Annotated in this window: 23 protein-coding genes; 7 read left to right on the top strand and 16 right to left on the bottom strand. The window is 70.3% G+C overall.

The features are described from left to right. Nucleotides 1-7: 7 nt before the first annotated feature. The 4 genes from ACIBO2_RS46510 to ACIBO2_RS46495 all read right to left on the bottom strand — a co-directional run bounded on the left by ACIBO2_RS46510 (nucleotide 8) and on the right by ACIBO2_RS46495 (nucleotide 4,175). On the bottom strand, nucleotides 8-817 hold the full coding sequence (locus tag ACIBO2_RS46510) for a carbohydrate ABC transporter permease (RefSeq protein WP_357941230.1): 810 nt from the start codon (nucleotides 815-817) through the stop codon (nucleotides 8-10). Continuing rightward, the gene (locus ACIBO2_RS46505; RefSeq protein WP_358537686.1) at nucleotides 814-1,680 is read right to left on the bottom strand and encodes a sugar ABC transporter permease; all 867 of its coding nucleotides are present in this window, start codon (nucleotides 1,678-1,680) and stop codon (nucleotides 814-816) included. Before ACIBO2_RS46505 ends, ACIBO2_RS46510 begins: the two co-directional genes overlap by 4 nt. A 2-nt stretch (nucleotides 1,681-1,682) precedes the next feature. Next, a complete protein-coding gene (locus tag ACIBO2_RS46500; protein ID WP_358537683.1) occupies nucleotides 1,683-2,924 on the bottom strand; it encodes a sugar ABC transporter substrate-binding protein in 1,242 nt (413 codons plus the stop codon). Between the two features lie 102 nt (nucleotides 2,925-3,026). Next, nucleotides 3,027-4,175, bottom strand: coding sequence for a DegT/DnrJ/EryC1/StrS family aminotransferase (locus ACIBO2_RS46495; protein ID WP_358537681.1), 1,149 nt, complete (start codon nucleotides 4,173-4,175; stop codon nucleotides 3,027-3,029). Nucleotides 4,176-4,205: 30 nt separating this feature from the next. Here ACIBO2_RS46495 and ACIBO2_RS46490 point away from each other — a divergent pair, with 30 nt between their 5' ends. Continuing rightward, nucleotides 4,206-5,441 carry a hypothetical protein gene (locus tag ACIBO2_RS46490; RefSeq protein ID WP_358537679.1) on the top strand — a complete coding sequence of 412 codons (1,236 nt, stop codon included), beginning with the start codon at nucleotides 4,206-4,208 and terminating at the stop codon, nucleotides 5,439-5,441. A 101-nt stretch (nucleotides 5,442-5,542) separates the two neighbouring features. Here ACIBO2_RS46490 and ACIBO2_RS46485 read toward each other — a convergent pair whose 3' ends face one another. From ACIBO2_RS46485 to ACIBO2_RS46460, 6 genes are all read right to left on the bottom strand, one after another. Next, nucleotides 5,543-6,598, bottom strand: a complete 1,056-nt coding sequence (locus ACIBO2_RS46485; RefSeq protein WP_358537675.1) for a dihydrodipicolinate synthase family protein — start codon at nucleotides 6,596-6,598, stop codon at nucleotides 5,543-5,545. 37 nt (nucleotides 6,599-6,635) lie between these two features. Then, a complete protein-coding gene (locus tag ACIBO2_RS46480) occupies nucleotides 6,636-7,640 on the bottom strand; it encodes an NAD(P)-dependent oxidoreductase (RefSeq protein ID WP_358537673.1) in 1,005 nt (334 codons plus the stop codon). A gap of 131 nt (nucleotides 7,641-7,771) precedes the next feature. Beyond that, complete coding sequence (locus tag ACIBO2_RS46475; RefSeq protein WP_358537671.1) at nucleotides 7,772-8,659, bottom strand: Gfo/Idh/MocA family oxidoreductase; 888 nt, start codon at nucleotides 8,657-8,659, stop codon at nucleotides 7,772-7,774. A 52-nt stretch (nucleotides 8,660-8,711) separates the two neighbouring features. Further along, the gene (locus ACIBO2_RS46470; protein WP_358537669.1) at nucleotides 8,712-10,520 is read right to left on the bottom strand and encodes a hydantoinase B/oxoprolinase family protein; all 1,809 of its coding nucleotides are present in this window, start codon (nucleotides 10,518-10,520) and stop codon (nucleotides 8,712-8,714) included. After that, nucleotides 10,513-12,519, bottom strand: coding sequence for a hydantoinase/oxoprolinase family protein (locus ACIBO2_RS46465; RefSeq protein ID WP_358537667.1), 2,007 nt, complete (start codon nucleotides 12,517-12,519; stop codon nucleotides 10,513-10,515). The genes ACIBO2_RS46470 and ACIBO2_RS46465 overlap by 8 nt, the downstream gene beginning before the upstream one ends. Before the next feature lie 6 nt (nucleotides 12,520-12,525). Beyond that, entirely contained in the window at nucleotides 12,526-12,897 is a 372-nt protein-coding gene (locus tag ACIBO2_RS46460) for a hypothetical protein (protein WP_357642639.1), read from the bottom strand. Between the two features lie 76 nt (nucleotides 12,898-12,973). On the opposite strand from ACIBO2_RS46460, the gene ACIBO2_RS46455 reads away from it, so the two are divergent. Further along, entirely contained in the window at nucleotides 12,974-13,609 is a 636-nt protein-coding gene (locus ACIBO2_RS46455; RefSeq protein ID WP_358537665.1) for a thymidine kinase, read from the top strand. Between the two features lie 116 nt (nucleotides 13,610-13,725). Here ACIBO2_RS46455 and ACIBO2_RS46450 read toward each other — a convergent pair whose 3' ends face one another. Further along, nucleotides 13,726-14,130 carry a MarR family transcriptional regulator gene (locus ACIBO2_RS46450; RefSeq protein ID WP_358537663.1) on the bottom strand — a complete coding sequence of 135 codons (405 nt, stop codon included), beginning with the start codon at nucleotides 14,128-14,130 and terminating at the stop codon, nucleotides 13,726-13,728. A 74-nt stretch (nucleotides 14,131-14,204) separates the two neighbouring features. Between ACIBO2_RS46450 and ACIBO2_RS46445 the strand changes: the two genes are divergently transcribed. Continuing rightward, nucleotides 14,205-15,059 (top strand): LLM class flavin-dependent oxidoreductase, encoded by an 855-nt coding sequence (locus ACIBO2_RS46445; RefSeq protein ID WP_358537661.1) that lies wholly within the window; start codon nucleotides 14,205-14,207, stop codon nucleotides 15,057-15,059. Nucleotides 15,060-15,159: 100 nt separating this feature from the next. Here the strand turns inward: ACIBO2_RS46445 and ACIBO2_RS46440 are convergent, their stop codons facing one another. The 3 genes from ACIBO2_RS46440 to ACIBO2_RS46430 all read right to left on the bottom strand — a co-directional run bounded on the left by ACIBO2_RS46440 (nucleotide 15,160) and on the right by ACIBO2_RS46430 (nucleotide 17,991). Continuing rightward, the gene (locus ACIBO2_RS46440) at nucleotides 15,160-15,831 is read right to left on the bottom strand and encodes a DsbA family protein (RefSeq protein ID WP_397304355.1); all 672 of its coding nucleotides are present in this window, start codon (nucleotides 15,829-15,831) and stop codon (nucleotides 15,160-15,162) included. Between the two features lie 151 nt (nucleotides 15,832-15,982). After that, nucleotides 15,983-16,879 (bottom strand): hypothetical protein, encoded by an 897-nt coding sequence (locus ACIBO2_RS46435; protein WP_358537657.1) that lies wholly within the window; start codon nucleotides 16,877-16,879, stop codon nucleotides 15,983-15,985. Between the two features lie 398 nt (nucleotides 16,880-17,277). Continuing rightward, on the bottom strand, nucleotides 17,278-17,991 hold the full coding sequence (locus tag ACIBO2_RS46430) for a carbon monoxide dehydrogenase subunit G (RefSeq protein ID WP_358537654.1): 714 nt from the start codon (nucleotides 17,989-17,991) through the stop codon (nucleotides 17,278-17,280). A gap of 164 nt (nucleotides 17,992-18,155) precedes the next feature. On the opposite strand from ACIBO2_RS46430, the gene ACIBO2_RS46425 reads away from it, so the two are divergent. The 3 genes from ACIBO2_RS46425 (at nucleotide 18,156) to cydB (ending at nucleotide 21,422) form a co-directional block, all read left to right on the top strand. Further along, nucleotides 18,156-19,052: a polysaccharide deacetylase family protein gene (locus ACIBO2_RS46425; RefSeq protein ID WP_358537652.1), complete on the top strand. Its 897-nt coding sequence runs from the start codon at nucleotides 18,156-18,158 to the stop codon at nucleotides 19,050-19,052. Nucleotides 19,053-19,186: 134 nt separating this feature from the next. Next, entirely contained in the window at nucleotides 19,187-20,530 is a 1,344-nt protein-coding gene (locus tag ACIBO2_RS46420) for a cytochrome ubiquinol oxidase subunit I (protein WP_358537650.1), read from the top strand. Nucleotide 20,531: 1 nt separating this feature from the next. After that, nucleotides 20,532-21,422, top strand: coding sequence for a cytochrome d ubiquinol oxidase subunit II (gene cydB / locus ACIBO2_RS46415; protein WP_358537647.1), 891 nt, complete (start codon nucleotides 20,532-20,534; stop codon nucleotides 21,420-21,422). A 4-nt stretch (nucleotides 21,423-21,426) separates the two neighbouring features. Here the strand turns inward: cydB and ACIBO2_RS46410 are convergent, their stop codons facing one another. Further along, nucleotides 21,427-22,335 carry a MerR family transcriptional regulator gene (locus tag ACIBO2_RS46410; protein WP_358537645.1) on the bottom strand — a complete coding sequence of 303 codons (909 nt, stop codon included), beginning with the start codon at nucleotides 22,333-22,335 and terminating at the stop codon, nucleotides 21,427-21,429. Nucleotides 22,336-22,561: 226 nt separating this feature from the next. Then, nucleotides 22,562-22,768 (bottom strand): hypothetical protein, encoded by a 207-nt coding sequence (locus tag ACIBO2_RS46405; RefSeq protein WP_358537643.1) that lies wholly within the window; start codon nucleotides 22,766-22,768, stop codon nucleotides 22,562-22,564. 171 nt (nucleotides 22,769-22,939) lie between these two features. On the opposite strand from ACIBO2_RS46405, the gene ACIBO2_RS46400 reads away from it, so the two are divergent. Next, nucleotides 22,940-23,935 (top strand): Gfo/Idh/MocA family oxidoreductase, encoded by a 996-nt coding sequence (locus ACIBO2_RS46400; protein WP_397304354.1) that lies wholly within the window; start codon nucleotides 22,940-22,942, stop codon nucleotides 23,933-23,935. Nucleotides 23,936-24,026 lie beyond the last annotated feature (91 nt).

Genomic DNA, 24,026 nt, shown 5'->3' with positions numbered 1-24,026 from the left:
AGAGAGCTTATTTCAGCCCAGTCATCGCGATGCTGTTGACCAGGTACCGCTGCAACAGGAAGAAGACCAGCAGGCACGGCACCACGGAGATCGCCGCCGACGCCATCAGCACCGACAGCTGCATCTCCTCGGTCCGCAGCGTGGTCAGGCCGACGGTGAGCGTACGCGTGGCGTCGCTCTGCCCCACCACCAGCGGCCACAGGAAGTCGTTCCAGTGCCACAGGAACACGAACACGCCCAGCGTGGCCAGGACGGGCCGGGTCAGCGGCACCACGATCGTCCAGTAGACCCGCAGCTCGGAGGCGCCGTCGACCTTGGCCGCGTCGAACAGCTCGTCGGGCAGCCCCATGATGAACTGCCGCATCAGGAACACCGCCTGCGAGTTGGCCAGCGTCGGGACGATCAGCCCCCAGAACGTGTCCACCCCGTCGAGGCTGTTGACCAGCACGAACGTCGGGATCAGGGTGGCCTGGAAGGGCACCATCATGGTCGCGAGGAACGTCCAGAACATCGCCTGGCGGCCGGGGAAGCGCTTCTTGGCGAAGGCGTACCCGGCCATCGAGGCGGTGAGCAGGATGATCACCACCGAGACCACGGAGTACACCAGCGAGTTGACCGTCCACCCCACGAAGCCGGAGGCGGACAGCACCCGCGTGAGGTTGTCGAGCGTGAGCGAGTCCGGCCACTGCGCGGGCAGGGTCGGGGCGCCCGCGGGCGACAGCGCGACGATCAGCATGGCGGCGAACGGGCTGACGGTCAGCACCGACAGCACGCCGAGCAGCGCGACGAGCGGCCATCTCTGCCGCGTGCGCGTCATGTGTTCCCCCGGTCCAGGAAGCGGCGCTGGATCAGCGACACGATGAGCACCAGGGCGAACAGGACCATCCCCCACGTGGCGGCGTAGCCGAAGTCGAAGGATCTGAAGCCGTGGTCGTAGATGCCGTAGATGAGGGTGTAGGTGGCCCTGGCGGGACCGCCGCCGGTCATCACGTAGACGGTGTCGAAGGTCTGGAAGGCGCTGATCGTCTCGATCACCAGGACGAAGAAGAGCGCGGGCTTCAGCAGCGGCAGCGTGATCCGGCGGAAGCGCTGCCACGCCGAGGCCCCGTCGACCCGGGCCGCCTCCAGGTAGGAGCCGGGGATCGCCTTCAATCCGGCCAGCAGGATCAGCATGGAGTAGCCGAAGCCCTTCCACGCCGACACCACGGCCAGGGCCGGCAGCACCAGCGACGACTGCTCCAGGAAGGCCACCGGGCCGAGCCCCGCCTTGCCCAGGATGCCGTTGATCAGGCCGTCGAACTCGTAGATCCACCGCCAGATGACGCCGGCCAGCACGAAGCTGGTCACGTACGGCAGGAACAGCATGCCGCGGAACAGGCCGCGCAGGAACACGACCTGGTTCAGCAGCAACGCCGTGCCCAGCGACACGAGCAGGGTGAGCGGCACGTAGACGGCCACGTACACGAGCGTCACGCGCAGGCTCGTCCAGAAGATCGTGTCGTCGAGCAGCCGGGCGTAGTTGTCCGCGCCGACGAAGCTCCACTCTCCGCCGATGTTCCAGTTGGTCAGGCTCATCCCCGCCGCGCCGAGGGCGGGGAAGATCCTGAAGATCAGGAAGAGCACCAGCACAGGCAGCACGAACAGCAGGCCCGTGACCGGGTCACGCAGGCGTTGGCGCATCCCTATCCGCCGTTGCCCAGCAGCGCGTCGGCCTCCTTGGCCGCCGCGTCGAGCGCCGTCTTGGCGTCCTCCTTGCCGAGCAGGGCCGCCTGGATGTGCGGGGCGATGACGCCCATCACCTGGCGGGCCTTCGGGTGGGTGTCACCGGGGAAGGCGTACTGCAGCGACTTGGCGAACTCCGTGGCCGCGGCCGACTGTCCCGGCACGGTCACGTCGGTACGGGCGGGGAAGAAGCCCGACTCCGCGGCCAGGCTGGCGGCGACCTCGGGCGAGGACAGGTAGGTGGCGAACTTCTTCGCCGCGTCCTTGCTCTCGGCGTGCTTGGCCAGCACCAGGGCACCCGGGATGCCGAACGCGACCCGCTTGACGCCCTCCAGCGGCAAGCCGATGCCGACGTTGTCGGCGCCGATCGCGGCACCGAGCTGGGTGGCCTGCAGGGCGGTGGCCGCGTGGTACATCGCGCTCTTGCCCTTGGCCAGGGCGCCGCCCTCGACCTCGTTGCCCTTGCTGGCGGTGTCCTCGGGCAGGCCGCCCGCGGCCTTCAGGTCCAGCAGCAGTTGCAGGCTGTCGACGCCCTGCTGGCTGTTGAAGGCCACCTTCTTGCCGTCGGGGGCGAAGACGCTGCCGCCGTTGGCCCACAGGATGGGATAGAAGCTCTGGTTGAGGCTGACCTCGGGCTTGCCGGGGTAGTCGAGCACGGCGACCTTCTTGGCGGCCAGCTTGGGCGCCGCCGCCTTGAGCTCGGCCAGCGTCTCGGGCACCTTCTCGACGCCCGCCTCGGCGAACAGCTTCTTGTTGTAGATGGGCGCGGTGATCGTCTGGTAGATCGGCACGCCGTACAGCTTGCCGTTCACGGTCAGCGCGGTGAGCGCGCTGGGCAGGTAGGTCGCCTTGTCCTTGCCCACCACGTCGTCGACGGCGTCGATGGTGCCCTGCTGGGCGTACTGGGGGATCTGGTCGGGACCCAGGACGACGAGGTCGAAGCCCTTCTTCGAGACCAGTGCCGTCGTGACCTTCTCCTGACGGCCCTCCCACGGCTGCTGGTCGATCTTGATGTCGATCGTCGCGTTCTTGGCCTCGAAGTCCTTCTCGACCTTGGCCCAGAACGCCTGGCTCTTGGCCTGGTCCCCGATGACGGGGTACATCCAGAGGGTCACGGTGCTCTTGTCCGAGCCGCTGGATCCGCACCCGGCGGCGGCGAGGGCCAGGGCGGCCGTCAGGCCGAGTGCCGCTGTCTTCCTCATCGGCGGATTCCTTTCGAGTAATACCGGTCCTGACCGAAACCTAGTAACGAGGACCTCGTGCGGTCAATGGGCGATACCTGAACGTAACTACGGCCTCCGCCGTCAACGCGCGGTGAATCGGGTGATCTCGCGGGCGACGGCGTCGGCGTGCTCGGCCGTGTAGTTCTCGTTCCAGTCGATGATCAGCAGCGTCTCGGCGACCAGCCGCTCGGCCTCGGGGCACGGGTTCGGGACGTAGCCGTCGAGCGGGTAGCGCGAGGAGCCGTAGATGGGCCGATCCCACAGCGGGGCGCGGTTCAGCGGCTCCTCCAGGTAACCGGCCCGCGCGGGTATCCCGGCCGCGGCCAGGTGCGCGGCCAGCTCCCGGGCGTCACCCTCGGGCCGCACGATGGGGAACAGCCACCAGGCGTGCCCCTCCGGGCGCGGCAGCCGTACCCCTGGCAGGCCCTGAAGGGCGTCGAGCAGCCGTACGGCCGTGCGGCGGCGGGCCGCGACCACGCCGGGCAGCTTGGCGAGCTGGGCCCGCGCCACGGCGGCCTGCAGCTCGGTCATGCGGTAGTTCAGGCCGAAACCGGCGTGTGAGCGCCCGGCCGCCCGGTCCCAGCCCTTGTCGGCGAACAGCCGCATCCGGCGCGCCAGCTCGTCGTCCTCGGTGAGCGCCAGGCCGCCGTCGCCGCAGGTGATGTGCTTCCACTGCTGCAGGCTGAGGGTGGCGACGTCGCCCACCGTGCCGGCCGGCCGGCCGTCCGGCAGCTCGGCGAGCCACGCCTGGGCGCAGTCCTCGATCAGCGCCAGGCCGTGCTCGTCGGCCAGCGCCCGCAGCTCGGCCACGCGGGCGGGCGCGCCGAACAGGTGCACGGCCATGATCGCCCGAGTCCGCGGGCCGATCAGCTTGGCCACCGCGCCGGGGTCGAGATTGCCGTCCGAGGGATCCACATCCGCGAAGACAGGGACCGCGTTCTGCGCCAGGATGGGGGCCACGGTCCCGAAGTCGGTGATCGGCGTCGTGATGATCTCGTCTCCGGGGTCCGGCGCAGCCGCCACGACCGACAGATGGAGGGCCGCGGTGCCGGAGCCGCACGCGACCGCGTGGCGCACGCCGTACAACGCGGCGACCTCGCGTTCGAGCGCTCTGGTCTCGGTCCCCCAGACGGAGCTGAGCATGCCCGAGCGGATCACCCGCGCCGCGGCGGCCACCTCCTCGTCGCCGAGCGTACGGCCGGCGGCCTCGGCCATGGACGGGAACTTCACAGGGGCACCTCACAAGATATAATTGCGGTCTTGACCGAAAACAGCGAGAGGGAGGCGTGGGTGGGAATCGTCATCGGGGTCGTCGGCCCGCATGATCTGGTCGACGACGTCGCGGCCACCTGCGAGGAGCAGCCCGGCGTCACCGCGCTGCGCCTCGACTACGACCACGAGTCGCAGGCGCCCGCGATCGTCGAGGCGCACGCCGCCGCCGTGGAGGGGTGGCTGTTCACCGGCATCGTCCCGTACATGCTCTCCCGCGACGCCGAGGTGCTGAGCCGGGCCGCCGCGTTCGTCGACTACTCGGGCGCGACGCTGCTCAGCGCCCTGGTACGCCTGCAGCACGAGGGCCAGGACGTCACCGGGCTGTCGATCGACACGCTGCCCGCGGCCGACGTGGTGGCCACCTTCGCCGAGGCCGGGCTGCCCGCCGACACGCTCAGGACGCTGCCCTACCGGCCGGAGATGACCTCCAAGAAGGCGATCGCCTTCCACAAGCGCGGCCCCGCCCATCCGGTGATCACCTGCCTGAGCTCGGTGCACGAGGCGCTGCGCGGCGAGATGCACGTGCTGCGCCTGGCGCCGTCCGTCCACTCGGTCCGGGTGGCGCTGCGCCAGCTGCTGCTGACCGCCGAGGGGCAGGCGCAGGAGGACGCGCAGATCGCGCTCGGGCTGATCGAGGTCGAGAACGAGGAGGGGCTGCTGCGCGAGGCCACCGCGCTCGGCGGCACGCTGGCCGCCTTCCGGGGCGGCACCCATCTCCTGGTCACCACCCGGGGCCCGCTGCACGACGCCACGGGCGGCTTCACCGGCCTGCCCATGCTGGGCCGCCTCGCGGCGCAGAATCAGGTGGTACGCGTGGGTTTCGGGCTGGGCCGCAGCGCGGCGGAGGCGGAGAGCCTGGCCCGCCGGGCCCTGGCCCGCGCCCGGCGCATCGGCGACATCGCGGCGGTGCTGTCGCTGCGCGCCGACACCGACATCGTCCTGGAGTCGGTCGCCGGCGTCCCGGAGTCGGAGCGCAACCTCTCGGTGATCGCCCGCCGCGTGGGGCTGTCGGTGGCGACTATCGAGCGGCTGCTGGAGGCGCGATCGGCGGCGGGCGACGAGCCGCTCACCACCAGGGAGATCGCCGACCGCCTCGACGTCCAGCAGCGCACGGCCCGGCGCATGCTGCACCGGCTGGAGCTGGCCGGGCTGGCCGAGCGCACGGGCAACCTCACCAGCGGCTCCAGCGGCCGCCCCCTGACCCTGTACCGCCTCACTCTCTGAGGCGGCGGGCTCGGGGACGGCTGACTCGGGGACGGCCGTTTTGGGGACGGCCGGCTCGGGGACGGCCGGCTCGGGGACGGTGCCGCTGGCTCGCATGAGGGTCAGGCGAGCCAGCGCGACAGGCCGGCGCTGACGAAGTCGTCGTCCCGCAGCCACGGGTAGGCGGCCCAGATCCGGTCAAGCTCCGCGAGCTGCCCCGGGGAGAGCTCCTCCGCCGGGTCCAGGCACCAGCGCCCCGCCAGCAGCCCCTGACGGCGCAGCACCTCGTGGATGCCGGGGATGCAGCCGTGAAAGGCGTTGGCCGAGTCGAAGATGGCGGCGTTGGCGTCGGTGAGGTGACCGTCGAGGGTGAGCAGCCGCCGCATGGCCGCATCATCGCCCGCGCGGGCCAGCTTGGCCTCCTCCAGCAGTTCGACCGCCCGCCGTACCCAGACCGCCCACTGACCGAGCAGCCCGCCGACGAACTCGATCTCCACCTCGTGCCCGTCCACGACCACCCGGTGGGTGGTGACGAGATCGGCCAGGATGTGGTCGTCATTGCCGGTGTAGAGGGCGACCTCGGCCGCGCGACCGGCCCGGACCACGCCGTGGAGCACGTCGAGCGTGCGGTAGCGGTCGAAGGGGGCGACCTTGATGCCCACCACGGACTCGATCGCCGCCAACCGGGTCCAGAAATTCCGCGACAAAGGGCGTCCGCCGACCGCGGTCTGCAGGTAGAAGCCGATGACCGGCAGCACCTCGCCCACCGCCCGCGCCCGCTCGATCAGCCCGTCCTCGTCCAGCTCCCGGCACGGGCTCAGCAGCACCATGTGGTAGCCGAGCGACCTGGCCAGCTCGGCCTCCGCCACGGCCTGCCGCGTGGTCCCGGTCGCGCCCGCGACGAGGACCACCTCGCGCTCGTACTCCCCCGCGGTCCGCGCGGCCAGCTCCAGCACCGGCGGCAGCAGGTCGGTGCCGTGGATGGCGAACTGCGTGGTGTGCACGCCCACCGCCAGCCCGCCCGCGCCCGCCTCGACGTAATAGCGGGTCAGCGCCCGCTGCCGCCGCTCGTCCAGCTTGCGGTCCTCGGTCAAGGCCAGCGGGTGCGCCGGAATCACCAGGCCGCGCCGGAACAGCTCGCGCACGGACGTCTGCGCCTCTGGAATCGTGCTGAGCACGTCGGATCCCCCTCGGGTCAATGGGCCGGGCACGCGGTTAGAAGCGGCCGTCACGGCGTTCGAACTTGGTGGGCTTGCCGAGCAACGGGCCGCCGTCGGCCACCCAGCGCGCCGTGTGCTCGATCAGCTCGGCGGGCGTGAGCTCGGGGTAGCCGAACAGGCGGTGGCACTTGCCGGCGTTCGACAGCAGCGCCGTGGGCGCCTCCTCGCCGCTGAACATCGGCTCCTTGCCCAGCGCCGCGCCGAGGTCCAGCGCCGCCTGCCGGACCGAGACCAGCTCGGGTCCGGTCACGTTGAGCACGTACGGCGGCGACTCGGCGAGCAGCAGCGAGCGGAGCACGACCTCGTTGGCGTAGCCCTGCCACACCACGTTGACCTGGCCGGTGGCCAGATCGATCGGCGCCCCGGCCAGGATCTTCCCGGCCAGGTCGACGAGCACGCCGTAGCGCAGTTCGACGGCGTAGTTGAGCCGCAGCAGCGACATGCGGGTGCCGTACGCCTCCGCGAAGTGCGACAGCACCCGCTCCCTGCCCAGGCAGCTCATCGCGTAGTCGCCGACCGGCCCGGTCGGCGAGCCCTCGGTGCTGCCGCCGCCGACGGGAACCAGCGGGTAGACGTTGCCGGTGGACAGGGCGGCGATCCTGGCGTCCCTGAACCTGTCGGCGACCCTGCCCGGCAGGTACGCGTTGGTGAACCAGGTGGCGTGCTCCCGGCCCTCGGTGCCGAACTTGGCGCCGACCAGGAACACCACGTTCGGCGCGTCGGGCAGCTCGCGCAGCGCCCCCTCGTCGGCCACGTCGGCGGCCACCACGGTGGCGCCGTCGTCCTGGAGCGCCTGGGCCAGCCCGGGTTCGGAGAACCGGGACACCGCGATGATCCGCCGGTCGCCACGCGTGGCGTTGAGCGCCAGCCGGACCAGGCTCGGGCCGAGCTTGCCGCCCGCGCCGAGGATCAGGATGTCGCCGTCGAGCCTGCTCAGGTCGTCGACGAGGGCGGCGCTCGGCCGCGCCAGCCGTTCCTCGAGTTCCGCTGTCGTCCGCACGCGGTCTACCTCCGTTACGTCATTTACGGTCCAGACCGTAACTGCGGCGGAGTTCGGCTGTCAATGGGCGCCCTCGGACGCCTGTTGGCGGGCGTCCTCGGGCGCCGCTCAACGGGTGGTTCGCGCGCCGGTCATTGGGTGGTTTCGCGGGCAGCGACCAGTACCTCCAGAATGGCCCGGGTCTGCGCCCACGGGACCGGGCTCGGCGCGCCCCCGACCATGGCCAGGAACGCCTCGATCGTCCCCTCGTAGCCCAGGCCCTTGACGTGGTCGTCACCGCCCTCGATCACCACGGTGTCGGTGCCGCCGCGCCGGTGAACGGTGACGGAGTAGGACTCCTCATCCGAGACGCCGAGGATCTCGACCGTGCCCGTGACGCCGCTGTCCCAGCGCAGGGCCATGACGCCGGTGTCCTCCGAGCGCAGGCCCGCGTAGTGCCTGGTGGCCGAGGCCGCGCCGGCCAGCCGTACGTCCGGGCCGAACAACGCGACCAGCAGCTCCACGCCGTGGATCCCCATGGTCACCATCGTCCCGCCGCCCTCGCCGGGGGTGTCCTGCCAGGCGTTGTAGCCATCGGCCCAGAGGCCGACGTCATGCCGTACGGTGGCCCGGACCGCGAGCACGTCGGCGGGGTCCACCCGCAGCCCCGCGAAGGCCGGAGCGAAGCGGAGCACCGAGCTGGACAGCACGCGGTCGTGGATCCGCAGCCGGTCCAGCTCGTTCAGCTGGGCGCGGGTGGCGACGGCGGGCTTGTTCACGAAGCAGGCCGCGCCGGTGTCGAGCACGGCCGCCAGCGCCCCGGGCACGCGCGGGCTCGGCACGGTCAGCACCACGCCGTCGGGTTCGGCGGCCAGCAGCGCGGCCAGGCTCGGCAGCACCTTGGCGCCGGGATGCTCTTCGGCGAAGCGGCTCAGCCGCTCCGGGTCCTCCTCCCACACCAGCAGGTCCGCGTGGCGGGCCAGGGTACGGGCGTCGGTGAAGGGATGGCTGGTGGCGAGACCGGCGAGGGCGACACGCATGACGGACTCCATTTCGCGACATGTCAGGAAATGGAGCCCATCATGGCATCAGCTAGAGCTCGTCCACCTCCGCGTGGGAGCGGCCGCCCGACAGCTTCGGGTAGCCGGGGCCGCGGTCGAAGAAGCGGCCCGCCGGCGGGCGCAGGTTGGCGCGGAGCTCGGCGGTGCCCTGCTCGTCGATGCGGTCGCCGTCCAGCACCACGCCGTAGTCGCCCAGGGCGCCGGCGATCGACACCTTGCCGTCGCGGACGTCCGCCGCCACGGCGCGCGGGTCCCGGTCGTACGGTGAGCCCCAGCCGCCGCCCCCGGTGGTGCGGATGCGGATGGTCTCGCCCGCCTGCACCTGGTGGTCGTCCACCAGGCCCTCCATCTCCTTGCCCGCAATCTCGACCCGGAACGGCCGCCCGGCCAGCCCGCCGTTGACGCCCCAGCACGACAGGATCGACCGGTCGGCGATCGACATGTACGAGGCGTCCCTGAGCATCCTGATGTGCTTGTCGTAGCCGAGCCCACCCCTGAACATGCCCGGCCCGCCCGAGTCGCAGGCCAGCGCCAGGCGCTCGACCCGGAACGGCCAGCGCGCCTCGGCGAACTCCACCGGGATGTTGCGCGAGTCGGGCACCACGTGGATGGTGTCCTCGCCGTCGGCGTACCAGCGCCCGCCGGAGCCGCCGCCGAGGACCTCCCTCATCAGGTACGGCACGCCGTCGGCGTCGGCGCCGTGGACGCCGGTGTAGCGGATCGTCTCCTGGTCGGCCGGCATGCGGCCGCCGGTGGCCTTGGCCAGCACGCCCGCGAGCACGCCGAGCAGGCGCAGGATCACGAACGTCCGGGCGTTGGTGGGCGCGGGGAAGATCGGGGTGAGCAGCGTCCCCTTCTCCGGGAAGACCATCTCGATCAGGGGGACGACACCCTCGTTGACGTCCAGCTCGGCCATGCGCTCCGGGGTGTCGGCGAGGTTGCGCAGGATGGGGGCCAGCCACTTCTTCAGGAACACGCCGTCGGCGTAGTCGCCCGCGTGGTTGATAGGCCCCTTGGCCTGCGGTGACGTGCCGGTGAAGTCGATCTTCAGCGGGGCGTCCGCCGCGTGGTCGACGGTGAGCGTGATCCGCTGGGCGTGCAGCCGCGGCTCGTCCACGCCGTCGTGCTCGGCATAGTCTTCCCAGGCGTAGGTGCCCTCGGGGATCTTGGCCAGCAGCTCGCGCCGGAACGTCTCCGTCGTCTTGCCGATGATCGCGTCGAAGCACTCCTCGACCTCGGTCCGGCCGTACCTGTCGAACAGCTCGCCCAGGCGGCGCGCCCCCATGAGGCAGGCCGAGCACTCGGCGTCGAGGTCGCCCGCGAGGGAGTCGGGCATGCGCGAGTTGCGGGTCATGATGCGCAGCGCGGCCTCGTTGGGCACGCCCGCGTCCCACAGCTTGATCGGCGGGACCATCAGCCCCTCCTCGTACACGCTGCGCGCGTGCGAGGGCATCGAGCCGGGCACGGAGCCGCCGATGTCGTCGTGGTGCCCGAACGCCTGCACGAAGGCCACCACAGAGCCCTCGTGGAAGACCGGGACGGTGACGCACAGGTCGGGCAGGTGGCCGATCCCGCCTTCCGACAGGTAGACGTCGTTGTGGAAGAAGACGTCGCCGGGGTTCATCTCCTCGATCGGGAAGTCGCGGACGATCGGCTGGACGAGCGCGCTGTAGGAGCGGCCGGTCAGCTTGCGCAGCCGGGCGTCGTGGATGCCCGCGCGGAAGTCGTGCGCGTCGCGGATCATCGGCGAGCGGGCCGTACGCGCGATCGCGGTCTCGACCTCCTTCTCCACGGAGGCCAGGGTGCCTTCGACGATCTCGACGAGAATCGGGTCAGCCACGCCGCACCTCCACGTTGCCGTAGTCGTCCACCTGAGCGGTGAAGCCGGGATGGATGGGGATCGTCGAGCCGTACTCCTCGATGACCGCCGGACCCTCGACCACCGTGCCCGGGTCCAGGTCGGACCGCTGGTGGATCGGTGTGTCGGCGGCCGAGTCGAAGTGCACGCTCCTGGTCACCGCCGCGGGCGTCTCGCCGTCGCGGGGCTCCCTGCGGCGGATGGCCGGGCGGGTGATGGGACCGATGCCGGAGACGCGCAGGTTGACCCATTCGACGCCGTGCCGCTCGTCGTCGCGATAGCCATAGCCGTAGAGCTTCTCGTGCGCCTGATGGAAGCGGTCCAGCACCTCCCGGCGCCACTCCTCATCCACCTCGCCCGCCGGGGCGGCCACGCGCACCTCGTACGCCTGGCCGTAGTAACGCAGGTCGGCGCTGCGGGCGTAGACCGGCTCGTCGAAGCCCTCCCGGTCGAGCGCCTGCGCCGCCTGCTCCTCCAGGTCGCGGAAGATGGTTCCGGCCGTCTCCAAGGACAGGTCGCGGGTGACGTACGTACGCACATAGTCGTTCTTGACGTCCACCGTGAGCAGGCCGAACGCCGAGACGTTGCCCGGATCGGGCGGGACGACCACCGCGGGCAGCCCCAGGATGTCGATCAGCCGGCAGGCCAGCAGCGGCCCCGAGCCGCCGAACGTCACCAGCGGGAAGTCCCGCACATCCAGCCCGCGCTTGACGGTGAGCTGACGGATGGCGTTGCTCTGGTTGAACGCGCTGATCTCCAGGATGCCCGTCGCGGTCCGCTCGGCGCTGAGCCCGAGCTTGTCGGCCAGCGCCTGGATGCCAGTGCGCGCGGCCGCCACGTCGAGCGGGATCTCCCCGCCGAGCAGGTGCGGCGGGATGCGGCCGAGGAAGACGTGCGCGTCGGTGACCGTCACCTCGGTGCCGCCCCTGCCGTAACAGAGCGGTCCGGGATCGGCCCCGGCCGACTTGGGGCCGACCTTCAGCGTGCCCTCGGGCGAGATCCAGGCGATCGAGCCGCCGCCCGCGCCGACGGTGACGATGTCGATCATCGGGATCTTGCACGGGTAGCGGCCGATGACGCCCTCGGTGGTGATGGACGGCTCACCGTCGATCACCACGGCGACGTCGGTGGACGTGCCGCCGCCGTCCAGGGTGATCACAGACGGGTGCCCCGCCGTGGAGGCGATGAGCGCCGCGCCCAGCGCCCCGGCAGCGGGCCCCGACAGCACCGTGGTGATCGGCTGGTTGACGACCTCGCGGGCCGACAGCACGCCGCCGTTGGACTTCATCACCGAGAACGGCATGCCGAGCCGGGCCGACAGGTTGGCCAGGTAGCGGCGCATCGTCGGCTTGACCGCCGCGTCCACGAGCGTGGTGACCGACCGCTCGTACTCGCGGTATTCGCGCAGCACGTCGCTCGACAGCGAGACGACCGCCTCGGGGTGCTCACGGGCCAGCACGTCCCGCATGCGCCGCTCGTGGTCCGGATTGGCGTAGGAGTGCAGGAAGCACACGCCGATCGCGGTGACGCCCTTGGCCTTGAGCCAGCGGGCCACCTCGGCGGCCTGCTCCTCGGCGAACGGGCGTACCTCGGCGCCGGTGTGGTCCAGCCGTCCCCCGACGGTCTTGACCAGGTGGATCGGGACGATCCGCGGCGGTTTGACCCAGAAGTAGGAGTTGCCATAGCCGTCGGGCACGCTCTGCCGGGCTATCTCCAGGATGAACTCGAAGCCCTCGGTCGTGATGAACCCCAGGTTCGCGATCCGGTCCTCGAGCAGTTGATTGGTGGCAACAGTGGTGCCGTGCACGACGGAACTCGCGTCGAGCGGCCCCAGCTTCTCGATGCCCCTGACGAACCCGTCGGCCGGGTTCGCGGGGGTCGAGGGGGTTTTGGTGGTGACGATCTCACCGGTCTGGTCGTCCACGGCCACCACGTCGGTGAACGTGCCCCCGGTGTCGACTCCAATACGGACGCTACGCATGGCTCCTCAGCTTCGGCGCCGGCCGAGCACTTCATCGATGACCCGGGGCGCGTTCTCAGTGCCAACATAGGCGGCCAAGCGCACCACTAGCTCCTGTGACCTGGCGAGTTCGGCCTCAACCCTGGCCTTACCCGACTGCCCCGCCTGCACGCCGAAGTAGGCGCCGATGATCGTGCCCACCACCCCGGCCACGCCCGCGAACAACGCCGCGAACTCCTTCGTGGCGAACACGGCGGCCCCGAAGGCCACCAGCACCGCGACGATCCCCGCCACGACCACAAGGAAGCCGTACCGCCACCTCGTGGCGTCGGCCTGCGCCGCCGTGAGGTCGTCGGTCGTCATCATCGCGTCGAGCGAGGGGGGCTTCTCTGTGACCACGGTTCCTCCTGATAACTCCAGGGGAGAAATCTCCCACGAGGTCAGGTAACAAGCCAAGCCGCTAAGGTGGCCCCCTGTGACCGACACGTTTGCCCTGTCCGCCGTCCCGTCCGGCGCCCGTGATGCCGTACTGAAGTTCTACTTCGGTCCCATGGACTGCGGGAAGTCCACGCTCGCGCTCCAGATGAACTACAACCACGGCCGCCAGGGCCGGCGCGGGCTGGTCCTGACCAAGCACGACCGCTCGGGCGGACCCCAGGTCACCAGCAGGATAGGGCTCGGTCTGGACGCCATCGAGGTCGTGGACTCCCTCGATCTGGTGACGCTCGTGACCGGCCACGACAGGATCGACTACCTGATCTGCGACGAGGTCTGCTTCTACACCGTCGACCAGATCGAGCAGCTCGCCGACCTGGTCGACGAGCACGGCATCGACGTCTACGCCTTCGGGCTGGCCTCGGACTTCAGGTCCGTGATGTTCCCGGCGGCGCAGCGGCTGTTCGAGCTGGCGGACGAGGTGTGCCGGTTGCAGGTGGAGGTGCTGTGCTGGTGCGGGCGCCCCGGCCAGCTCAATGGGCGGATCGTGGGCGGGGAGCTGGTCCGTACGGGCGAGCAGGTCGTGATCGGCGACACGGACGCGTCCCCGGTCCGCTACCAGGTCCTCTGCCGCCGCCACCACCGCGCGGGCCTCCTGGGCGAGGGCACTGTCTGAGCCTCTTCCTCACTCCCCCGGAGGGGGTAGTCCCTTCTAAGGACCCCAGCCATCACAGGCCGTCTATGTGACGAATCCCCCGGGGAACCATCGTCGAGCAGTCCCTCGGCCCGAGCCTAGATCAGCTTGTCGAGCAGCTCCCTGAGGCGGGCCGCGTCCTCAGGCGTCAGCTTCGCCAGGAACGTCCGCTCCGCCTCGTCCACAGCCTGACCCCCGTCGCGCAGCGTGTCACGGCCACGCGGGGTCAGCTCGACCATGTTCTTGCGCCGGTCGGCCGGATGCGGCCGACGGCTGACCAGCTTCTTGCCCTCCAGCGTGTCGATCATCGCGACCATCGTCGTCCTGTCGATCCGCAGCCGCGTCGCGGCCTCCTGCTGGGACAGCGGGTCGGCCGAGTCGAGCACGTTGAGCACCGCGAGCTCGCGGCCGTCGACGCCGTACGGCTCCAGGGCCGGGCCGGTGTGCTGGGCCAGGCGCAGGTTGGCGTGCTTCAGCAGGTATCCAAGGCGGCGTCTCGACACCTCCCGATTCTCGCACTAGCCTAATCGTCAGTAGAGCTGACAATCAGTGGAGCTGTCATATGCTGAGCTTCGGAATGAAGACCGTCCCTGTCGGCGTCACGTACGACACGCTGCTGCGAACCTGGCAGCAGGCCGACGCGGTCCCCGCCATCGAGCACGCGTGGCTCTGGGACCACATGCTGCCGCTGTTCGGGCCGGTGGACGCGCCGATCCACGAGGGCTGGACGATGCTCGCCGCCCTGGCCGCGCGGACCTCCCGGCTCCAACTGGGGCTCATGGTGACGAGCAACCTCACCCGGCCGCCGGCCGTACTCGCCAAGATCGCGGCGACCGTGGACGCCATCGCGCCCGGCCGGCTGGTCCTCGGCCTCGGCGTCGGCGGCACGCACCAGCCGGGCGACACGCTCGTACCCAGGGAGTACAACGCGTACGGCCTGCACATCGCCTCACCCGGTGAGGGCGTGGCCCGGCTGGCCGAGTCGTGCGCGATCATCAAGCGGATGTGGACCGAGGACCGATTCGACTTCGACGGCCGCTACTACCAGCTGCGCGAGGCGGTCTGCTCACCGAAACCGGCCGTCCCGCCGCCGCTGCTGATCGGCGGGTGGGGCGACAGGACACTCGGGGTGGTGGCCGAGCACGCCGACATCTGGAACGTGCCGGGGCCGCCGCACAACACGATCGAGTTCATCCGGGAACGGAACAAGGTGCTCGACGAGAGGTGCGCCGCCATCGGCCGCGAACCGGCGGAGATCACCCGCTCGACGCAACTCGTCGTCTCCACCGAAGACCCCGCCGCCGCCCGGTCCTCGATCCGGGAGCTCGCGGACGCCGGCCTGACCCACTTCGTCCTCGGCGTCCGCCTGCCCGGCCCCGCGAACGTGGCCGAATGGCTGGCCGAGGAGATCATCGCTCACACGACACGGTAGCCGTCGCCATCGCGCACACGACGCAGTGGCCGTCGCCATCGCGCACACGACGCAGTAGCCGCCATCCCCGCCAAGGCGGCGCAGTAGCCGCCATAACCTCTCAAACGGCGCAATAGCCGTCGTCACAGCCGTCGGCCGGGGGCGCGAGGATGGTCACCGGAGTCTGGCCGGTGCGGGCCGCCACCTCGTCGAGGGCGGCGTCGAACGTCTCCGCCGGCTGCGCTCCCGACACCGCGAACTGCCCCTCGAACAGGAACAGCGGCACACCCGTTATCCCCAGCGCCCGCGCCCGGCCGAGCTGCTCGCGTACCTCCTGCGCGCCCTCACCCGGCGGGTGATCCACGCCCAGTTCGGCGGCCAGCTTCGTGAGCACGTCCTGGTCACCGACGTTGAGCCCGTCGGTGAAGTGCGCGTGGAACAGCCGATCGACCGCCTCCAGCCCGCGCCCCTGCCGGGTGGCGAGTTCGACCAGCCGGTGCGCCTCGAAGGTGTTCGCGCTGATCGCCTGCGAGAAGCGCAGGTCCAGCCCCTCTTCCGCGGCGACGGTGGTGACATGGGAGGTCATCTGCGCGGCGTTCCCACCGAACTTCCGCTCCAGCGACGGGAGCAGCGGTTCGCCTTCTGCGGGGGCGTCCGGGTTCAGCTGGAACGGGCGCATGGTGATGTCCACGATGCCGCCCTTGGCGCGGAAGCGGTCGGCCGCTCGGCCGAAGCGGGTGTGGCCGATGTAGCACCAGGGGCAGACGATGTCCGAAAATATCTCGACTTTCACGCTCGACCACAACCTCTACGACCCCGGCCCCATTCCACCGGCCTGGGCCGTATGTGTGCGCGGCCTTGTCCGTACTCCCGCACGGCCTTGGCCGGATGCGCACGGCCTCGGCCGGCCGCTCCCCCGCTGGCCCGCTCCCCCGCCGGGCCGGTCACCCGGCCGCCAGTTCCTCCAGCCGGTAGGGGAGGTAGGCCGAGTCGTCCACCAGGGCGGAGGCGCCGCGCCACCAGCCGAACCACTCCCCGCTGCGCCACATCCAGTCGACCCGCTCGATGGCCGCCACCACGTCGCCGACCGTCTGCCACCGCTCGCCCAGTTGCTCGCGGGTGGCGCCGTGCCGTAGCGCCCAGGCGCGCAGGATGCCGACGGCGGTGCCGGGTACCTCACGGGCGTACGGGTCGGGGTCCTCGTCCGGCAGCCGGTGCGGTCCGAGCCCGGCCGCCACTCCCCAGCTCCACTGGGCCTCGGCGGGACGCGAGTAGCGCAGCGAGTGGAAGTCGAGGTTCGACCCCAGGTCCTCGTCGGGCCGCCGGGTGACCACCGCGTCGAGCCGCCCTCCGGCGTCGAAGTGTACGACGAGCCGCTGCCCCGGCTTCGCCCCGTCCGGCAGGTCGAAGCGGTCCTCGGCCTGCCACGAGTTGAGGTCCACCTGGGCGACGGGCTGGCCCCACAGCTGGTCGGCCGCGTCGTCGGAGATCCAGGCGGCGAGCATCTCCAGGGCGGTCAGGTCGGTCCACGGCTCGATCGCGACGGCCGTACGCAGCACCTCGTCGGGCGCGGGCAGCTTGCCGCCCCTGGGCCGCGTCCACCACTCCTCACCCAGCTCCCGCGCACCGACCAGCAACGCGGCGATGGCGGCCAGCTCGGCGGACCGCCTGGTGAGAGACGCGCCGAGCGCCAGGCTCAGGCAGCGGCCGACCCGGTCGTCACCGAGCACGGAGCGCGCGTCGCCGATCAGCGCCTCGGCGGTCGGGCGCTCCTCTCCAAGTAGGTTGCGTATGACTCGCCGGGCCTCGGTTCGTGCGTCTTCAGCGTGTGCCTGCCGCATATAGCCACGCTACGCCTGGAGATCCTTTTCCGCGAGAGCCTAGTCCTGCGCTCATGAGCAGCCCGTTTGACGACATCGACCGCCCTCGGGCAGCGGGCGGTCCGACGGCGCGCCCGCCCTCGATCCCTGAGCCCACTCCCGGACACCAGCCGACCTGACGGTGCGGCCTTGGAGGACCGCGCCGCCACCCGGGGCGTGGGTCGCCCGGCGACCAGCGGGATGGCGCCGGTTCTCTAGGGCAACGGCCCATGGCCTGGTCGAACAATCCGTCAGTGGCCCGATCGGGCAACAGTCAGTGGGCGTGGACGACGGCCCGGTCGGGCAACCGTCAGCGATGTCGGCAGCGGCCTGAGCGCGCAACCGTCAGTGACGCCAACGACAACGACTCCGGGCGATGGTCAGTGGCGTGGACGGCGGCCTGCCCGGCCGAACAGCCAGCCCACGGCGACGCCGGTCAGCGCGATGCCCGCTCCCATGCCGAACGACGCCAGCATCACCCAAGGCCTCGTCTCGGTGTGGCTCTTGGGCGGGCGCTCGTACACGCCGGACGGCCGTTCGTACACGGCGGGCGCCCGACGCCCCTCCGCGACCTCGTCGGCCGTACGCGCCATCGCGGCTCGCCGGGCGGCCAACTCGTCCACCCCCGTACCGTCCGGGGCGAGCAACGGACCCTCCGGGAGGCGCAAATGGTCCTCGACGGCCGCGAAGAACTCCCCCGCCGTCCTCTTGGCCACCGAGCCGAGCATGCGCTGCCCCACCCCGCCGATCATCCCGCCGACGACCGCGTCGGCGTCGTAGTCGACGCGGGTCCCCTCGTCGACCTCGCTGAGCCGTACGTGCACCGTGGCCTCCACCGTCCCCGGCGCACCCTGGCCGCGCGCCCGCAGCACGAAGCTCTCCGGCGCCGACGGTTCGGACAGCGACACCTCGCCCTGGTAGACGCCCTTGATGGAGGCGACCCCCGCCGTCACCGTCATCCGGTACGTGTCCGGCCCCGTCTCCTCCAGGCGCTCACAGCCGGGGATGGTGCGTACCAGCACCTCCGGATCCTGAAGCGCGTCCCACACGCGATGCCTCTCGACGCCGATCATGGCGCTACCTGCGACCTTCACACCGCCACTCTAGGGACGAAGCGCGTTTCGCGATAAGGGCAACACTCGCCAGAGGGACGATCCCTCCTTATCGCCAATCCCTCCCTATCGCTAATCACTCCTCATCGCTAATCACTCTTATCGGATGTACTCGCCCGCCGATCATGCCTGGCAGGATGGGACCGGTGTGCGACGAGCGAGCCCCGGGGCGAAAGACGACGACCGTGGCTCACGTGGCGGCGGTCGCGCTGCTCCTGGCCGGTTGCGCGGCCAACGGCGGACCAGGCCGTACGACAGACGGCCCAGAAAACGCGACAAAGGGCACGGTCACCCGCACCCCCGAACAAGGCCCTGACGCCGCGACCACCCGGCCGCTCGACGGCCCGCCCGGCGCTCTGCCCCGGCGCGGCGAGGTGAAAGAGATCCAGGCCACGGGCTCCTTACCTCCGGTGATCAGCTCCATCCCCACCAACCGCAAGGTCGTCTTCCTGACCATCGACGACGGGTGGGAGCAGGACCCCGGCTTCCTGGCGCAGGTACGTGACCAGCGCATCCCGATCACGGCGTTCGCCATGCGGGACGCGGTGGAGGCCAAGGGCACACCCGACCCCGCCGGTGGGCCCGGCCGGTTCGTAGGGGCCGGGAAATGGGGATATTTCCGCTCGCTGCGTGACGCCCACGTACCCGTCGAGAACCACACCCTCACCCACCCGAACCTCCGCCTCCTCGGCTACGACGCCCAGCGACGGGAGATCTGCGGCTCCTCCACCATTATCAGAAGGCAGCTGGGGACCAGGCCGACGCTGTTCAGGCCGCCGTTCGGCAACTACAACACCGACACGCTCAGGGCCGCCAAGAACTGCGGCCTGAAGTCGGTCCTTCTCTGGACGGCCACGGTGCAGCCGGGCGGCAAGATCGCCTACCAGGTGCCCGACAAGCGCCTGCGCCCCGGCGACATCCTGCTGCTGCACTTCCGCCCGAACCTGGCCAGGGACTTCCGCATCCTGGTCGACAAGATCAAGCGCCGGGGCTTCGAACTGGGCAACCTCCAGGCGTACCTGGACGCCGCCACCGCCCGCTGACCCCTGTACGCCATCGTGGGACCACCGATCCGCACGCTTGTGACAAAGATCGCATAGCCGTGCTCTACAGGCTGTAGTACTACTTGAAGTAGATGCACTACAGCTTGTAGAGCTAAACACCCGGTGGGGGGAAGATGGACGCGCTCGATCTCGCGCGGTGGCAGTTCGGGGTGACCACCGTTTACCACTTTCTGTTCGTGCCGTTGACGATCGGCCTGGGCGTCTTCGTGGCCGGTCTCCAGACCGCCTGGCACCGGACGGGGAAGGAGCAGTATCTCCGGCTGACGAAGTTCTTCGGCAAGCTGTTCCTGATCAACTTCGCCATGGGAGTGGTCACCGGCATCGTGCAGGAGTTCCAGTTCGGCATGAACTGGAGCGAATACTCGACCTTCGTCGGCGACGTGTTCGGGGCGCCCCTGGCCATGGAGGCATTGCTGGCCTTCTTCATGGAGTCCACGTTCCTGGGGCTGTGGATCTTCGGCTGGGAGCGGCTGCCGAAGAAGGTCCACCTGGCGTGCATCTGGGCCGCCGCCATCGGATCTAACTTGTCCGCGTATTTCATCCTCGCGGCCAACGCCTGGATGAAGCACCCGGTCGGCTACGAGGTGGTCGACGGCCGGGCCAGGATGACCGATCTGTGGGCGGTCCTCACCAACCCCACCGCGATCGCCCAGGTGCCGCACGTCGTCGGCGCCGCCTTCATCGTGGCGGGCGGGTTCGTACTGGCGGTCTGCGGCTACTGGCTGCTCAAGACGAAGGCCCCCATGTGGCGCAGCGCCGCCCGGGCCGCACTGGTCATGACCGCACTGGCCGGCGCCGTCGTAGCGGGCACCGGCGACACCTCGGCCCGGCTGCTGTACGAGCAGCAGCCGATGAAGCTCGCCGCCGCCGAGGGCCTCCAGCACGACACCGCCGGAGCCCCGTTCTCCATCGTCCCCGGTGTCGAGATCCCCAGCCTCCTCAGCCTCCTCGCCAGCCACGACCCCACCGCCACCGTCCAGGGCACCGAGGACCTGCAGGCCCGGCTCGAGCAGCAGTTCGGCCCCGGCGACTACCGGCCCAACCAGACCGTGGTGTTCTGGTCGTTCCGGGTGATGATCGTCTTCGGCCTGACCACGGTGGGGCTGTCGGTGCTCGGCCTCTGGCTCACCCGCCGCAGGCGCGACCTGCCCCCCTGGCTGGCCCGGATCATGGTGCTGGCCCTGCCGCTGCCGTTCCTCGCGATGATCTCCGGCTGGCTGCTGAGCGAGATAGGCCGCCAGCCGTGGACGGTGACGGGCGAACTGCTCACGGCCGCGAGCGTGTCACCCGGCGTGAGTCTCGCCGAGGTGGCCACCTCGCTCACGATCTTCACACTCCTGTACGGCGGGCTCGCGGTGGCCGAGGCCGTACTCCTGACCAGGCACGTACGCAAGGGCCCCGAGCAGACGGAGCCCGTCCCCGCGACCGAGCGACTCCAGCCGTCGCTGATGTACTGAGGTGGAGACAGTGGTCAACCTGTGGTTCGTCATCATCGCCTTCCTCTGGACCGGCTACTTCGTGCTGGAGGGCTTCGACTTCGGTGTGGGCCTGCTGGCACCGTTCGTGAGCAGGGGCCCGGAGCAGCACCGGCAGAGCCTGGAGACGATCGGCCCGGTCTGGGACGGCAACGAGGTGTGGCTGATCACCGCGGTCGGCGCCATGTTCGCGGCCTTCCCCGCCTGGTACGCCGGAATGTTCAGCGCCTTCTACCTCCCGGTCGTGCTCATCCTGGTGGGCCTGATCGTGCGCGGTGTCGGCCTGGAGTGGCGCGGCAAGGTGACCAATACGTTCTGGTGCGATCTGGGCATCGTGGTGGGCAGCGCCCTCCCGGCGTTCCTGTGGGGCGCGATCTTCGCCGACGTGCTCTTCGACAGCGCTCTCGCGGCGCTCGTGGGCGGCCTGTTCACCCTGGCGACCTGCGTACTCCACGGCGCCGTCTTCCTGTCCCTCAAGACCGAAGGCCCCGTACGACGCCGCGCCCGCGCGGTTGCCCTGGCCGCGAGCGCCGTGGTCCTGCCGCTGGCCGTGGCGGCCCTGTCCAGCCTGGGCTCGATCTCCGCCCTAATGGCCATGGCGGCGCTGGCCGCCGGGGCGGCGCTGACGTACCGCCGCAGGGAAGGCTGGGCCTTCACCGCCACCGCCGGCGCCATCGCCCTGGCCTCGGTGGCGGTCTTCGCCGAGCTCCGATGGGCCCCGCTCCCCGGCATCACGCTGACGGACGCGGCCTCGGGACCCTACACGCTGACGATGCTCAGCTGGATCGGGCTGATCACGCTGCCGTTCGTACTGGTCTACCAGGGCTGGACCTACTGGGTGTTCCGCAAGCGGGTGACCCTGACGACGCACTGAAGGATCAGCGGTGGGTGCGCAGCGCGGTGAGCAGCCATTGGAAGGCCGGGACCGCCGGCGGATCCGGCGGCAGGCCCTGGAGGAGCCGCAGAAGCTGCCAATACCGCTCGACCCTGGGCTCGGCGACCAGTCCCAGCCAGTCTGTCAGGGAGACGGTCTCCTCGGCGGGAAGGTCCAAGGGGATGATCCGGTCAAGAATCACCCGCGCGCCTGGCGACTCCGGCGGGGTCCCCTTCTCCAGGGCGGCGGCCGCGTGCTCAAGGACCAGGGGCCGGAGGTTGAGGCCGAACTCGAGGCGATTGTCCTGCCGTCCGCTCAGGACCAGCTGCCGTACCGTCCGCTGGAAGCTCTCGTCGGCGACCAGCTCGGCCAGCTCTATCCAGGCGTTCACCTGCTCGGCCGTCGGGTCCTCGGGAAGGTCTGCGGGGATGTCACGCATCCAGTCCGCGACGAGAGCGGCGTCCTCGTCGAGGATGTCGGCGAATGCCGCATCAACGAACTCGTCGATGATCTGCTGGCGTTCCCGCGCCGACAATCGGGCTAGCGCGTGCATCAAGGTGATCTCCTCTGTGGTGCTGTCACGTTGGGCGAGAACATGCAGGACGGCACGCCGTACCTTCAAGGTGCGGATCTCCGCGTCGAGGGCTTTGACGTGGGTCTGCGCCAGTTCCCGCAGTGCGACCCGCTTTTCCACGATCTGCTGGATGGCATCAAGGCCGAGCCCGAGATCGCGAAGGGTCCGGACCAGGTCCAGCCGTGCGACCGCCTCCGCGTCATAAAGCCGGTATCCCCCGCTCGACCTGTGGGCTGGTGGGACAACGCCGCTGTCGGACCAGAAGCGGATCGTGCGCGCCTGCAGCCCGGTGCGCTGGGCCAGCTGCCCAATCGTGTAGAGATCGGTCGCATCGCTCATGGCTCGACTCTGCACCTTCCACCCACTGGAACCTCAAGCGATGCGACGGACATTCTCGCCTGAGTTGGCGGCGGCCTGATCCGATGGTAGGCAGCCGCACCGAAAGAGGGCGCCTTCACCTATGTCCGGAATATGTCCGGTCATACTGCCTTGCTCAGTGGGCATCGCTTGCCAAGAGTGGAGGCGCACGGCTCTCGTGGTTGTCGTCGCCGGTCGCACCAGGAGCTCATGTGGCACACCCGTGGAAGAACAGGCAGCGTGCCGGAGTCGTCGCGTTCGGCGCCGTGGCCATGCTCGTCCTCTTGGTGAGCGCGGTGGTCAGCGTGGCCATCGTGACCACCACCGCGACAGGGACGGCCCGCGAACCGTCGGGCGCCTCTTCTGGTGAGCGGATTCGACTCGCGGAAGCCGCCGAGCCTGTCTCGTCGTCCACTCCAGAGACATCGCAGGAGCCTGCCACCTCTCCCTCTTTCTCGCCGGAATCGAGCGCCGCAGCGCTCCAAGGCCCGGCCACACCGGCCACCTGACGAACTCCGAGCCCTGGCCACCCTGCCCGCCTGACGTTCGTTCTCCGACGATCAGTACCGACGACGAGGAAACTCCCATGTCCCATGCCCCCGCGCAGCCGCTGCGCGTCCTGCTCTTCGGCTACGGCCTGGCGGGCCAGGTGTTCCACGCCCCGCTGCTCACCGCCGGCGGCGACTACACGATCGACGTCATCGTGACGTCCGACCCTGCCCGTTCCGCGGCGGCCCGCGCCGCCCATCCCGGCGCCCAGGTCGTGGCCGACGCTGACGCGGCGTTCGCGCTCGCCGGTGACTGCGACCTCGCCGTGGTGTGCACGCCGAACGACACCCACGTCGAGCTGGCCCGCCGCGCCCTCGACGCGGGGCTGCACGTCGTCGTCGACAAGCCACTCGCCCTGACCGTACAAGAGGCGGAAGGACTCATCGAGGCGGCGGACGCCGCCGGCCGCACTCTCACGGTCTTCCAGAACCGGCGCTGGGACGGAGACTTCCTCACCGTGCGCGACGTACTCGCGTCGGGTGAGCTCGGCGACGTCTGCGGGTTCGAATCAGCCTTCGAGTGGTGGCCGCCCGAGGTCACCACCGGCCGCAAGGACCAAACGACCGTGGCGGACGGCGGGTGCATCCTCTACGACCTCGCGCCCCACCTCATCGACCAGGCGCTCATCCTCTTCGGCCCGGTCCGCGAGGTGTATGCCGAGGTGGACACGCGCCGCCCGCACGCGGTGAACGACGACGACGTACTCATCAGCCTGGAGCACGAGAACGGCGTCCGGAGCCGGCTCTGGATGAGCAGCCTGGCGGCCCAAGAACGCCCGCGATTCGTCCTGCGCGGTACGCGCGGCGCCTACGTGACATTCGGCCTCGACCCGCAGGAGTCCCAGCTCCAGGCGGGCAGGCGCCCCGACGACGCCGACTTCGGCGCCAAAGCTGGGGACGGATCGGTGCCGGTGCCGACCTACGCGAGGTACCGACACGGCGCGGCTCTTACGAGTCGTACTACCCCGAGCTCGCCGCGGCGCTGCGCGCGGGGTCGCGGCCACCGGTCGATCCGCGCGACAGTATCGCGGTAATGCGGATCATCGAGGCGGCTCTCAGCTGACCGAGACAGGCCCGCCTGGCTAGCCTGCGATAGGAAGGAACCGGATTTCGAGCCTCTGCGCG

This window comes from Nonomuraea sp. NPDC050022 (assembly GCF_044460705.1).
Taxonomy (GTDB): Bacteria; Actinomycetota; Actinomycetes; order Streptosporangiales; family Streptosporangiaceae; genus Nonomuraea.
Note: the sequence above shows the minus strand (reverse complement) of the source record. Positions and strands in the feature narration are given on the sequence as shown.

Bases quoted from the DNA above. Each gene is read 5' to 3' on its own strand.
- ACIBO2_RS46435 (WP_358537657.1), bottom strand. From the start codon at position 16,879: ATGCGGCAGGCACACGCTGAAGACGCACGAACCGAGGCCCGGCGAGTC.
- ACIBO2_RS46465 (WP_358537667.1), bottom strand. From the start codon at position 12,519: ATGCGTAGCGTCCGTATTGGAGTCGACACCGGGGGCACGTTCACCGAC.
- ACIBO2_RS46500 (WP_358537683.1), bottom strand. From the start codon at position 2,924: ATGAGGAAGACAGCGGCACTCGGCCTGACGGCCGCCCTGGCCCTCGCC.
- ACIBO2_RS46410 (WP_358537645.1), bottom strand. From the start codon at position 22,335: ATGAGCGATGCGACCGATCTCTACACGATTGGGCAGCTGGCCCAGCGC.
- ACIBO2_RS46420 (WP_358537650.1), top strand. From the start codon at position 19,187: ATGGACGCGCTCGATCTCGCGCGGTGGCAGTTCGGGGTGACCACCGTT.
- ACIBO2_RS46510 (WP_357941230.1), bottom strand. From the start codon at position 817: ATGACGCGCACGCGGCAGAGATGGCCGCTCGTCGCGCTGCTCGGCGTG.
- ACIBO2_RS46400 (WP_397304354.1), top strand. From the start codon at position 22,940: ATGTCCCATGCCCCCGCGCAGCCGCTGCGCGTCCTGCTCTTCGGCTAC.
- ACIBO2_RS46445 (WP_358537661.1), top strand. From the start codon at position 14,205: ATGAAGACCGTCCCTGTCGGCGTCACGTACGACACGCTGCTGCGAACC.
- ACIBO2_RS46475 (WP_358537671.1), bottom strand. From the start codon at position 8,659: ATGCGTGTCGCCCTCGCCGGTCTCGCCACCAGCCATCCCTTCACCGAC.
- ACIBO2_RS46505 (WP_358537686.1), bottom strand. From the start codon at position 1,680: ATGCGCCAACGCCTGCGTGACCCGGTCACGGGCCTGCTGTTCGTGCTG.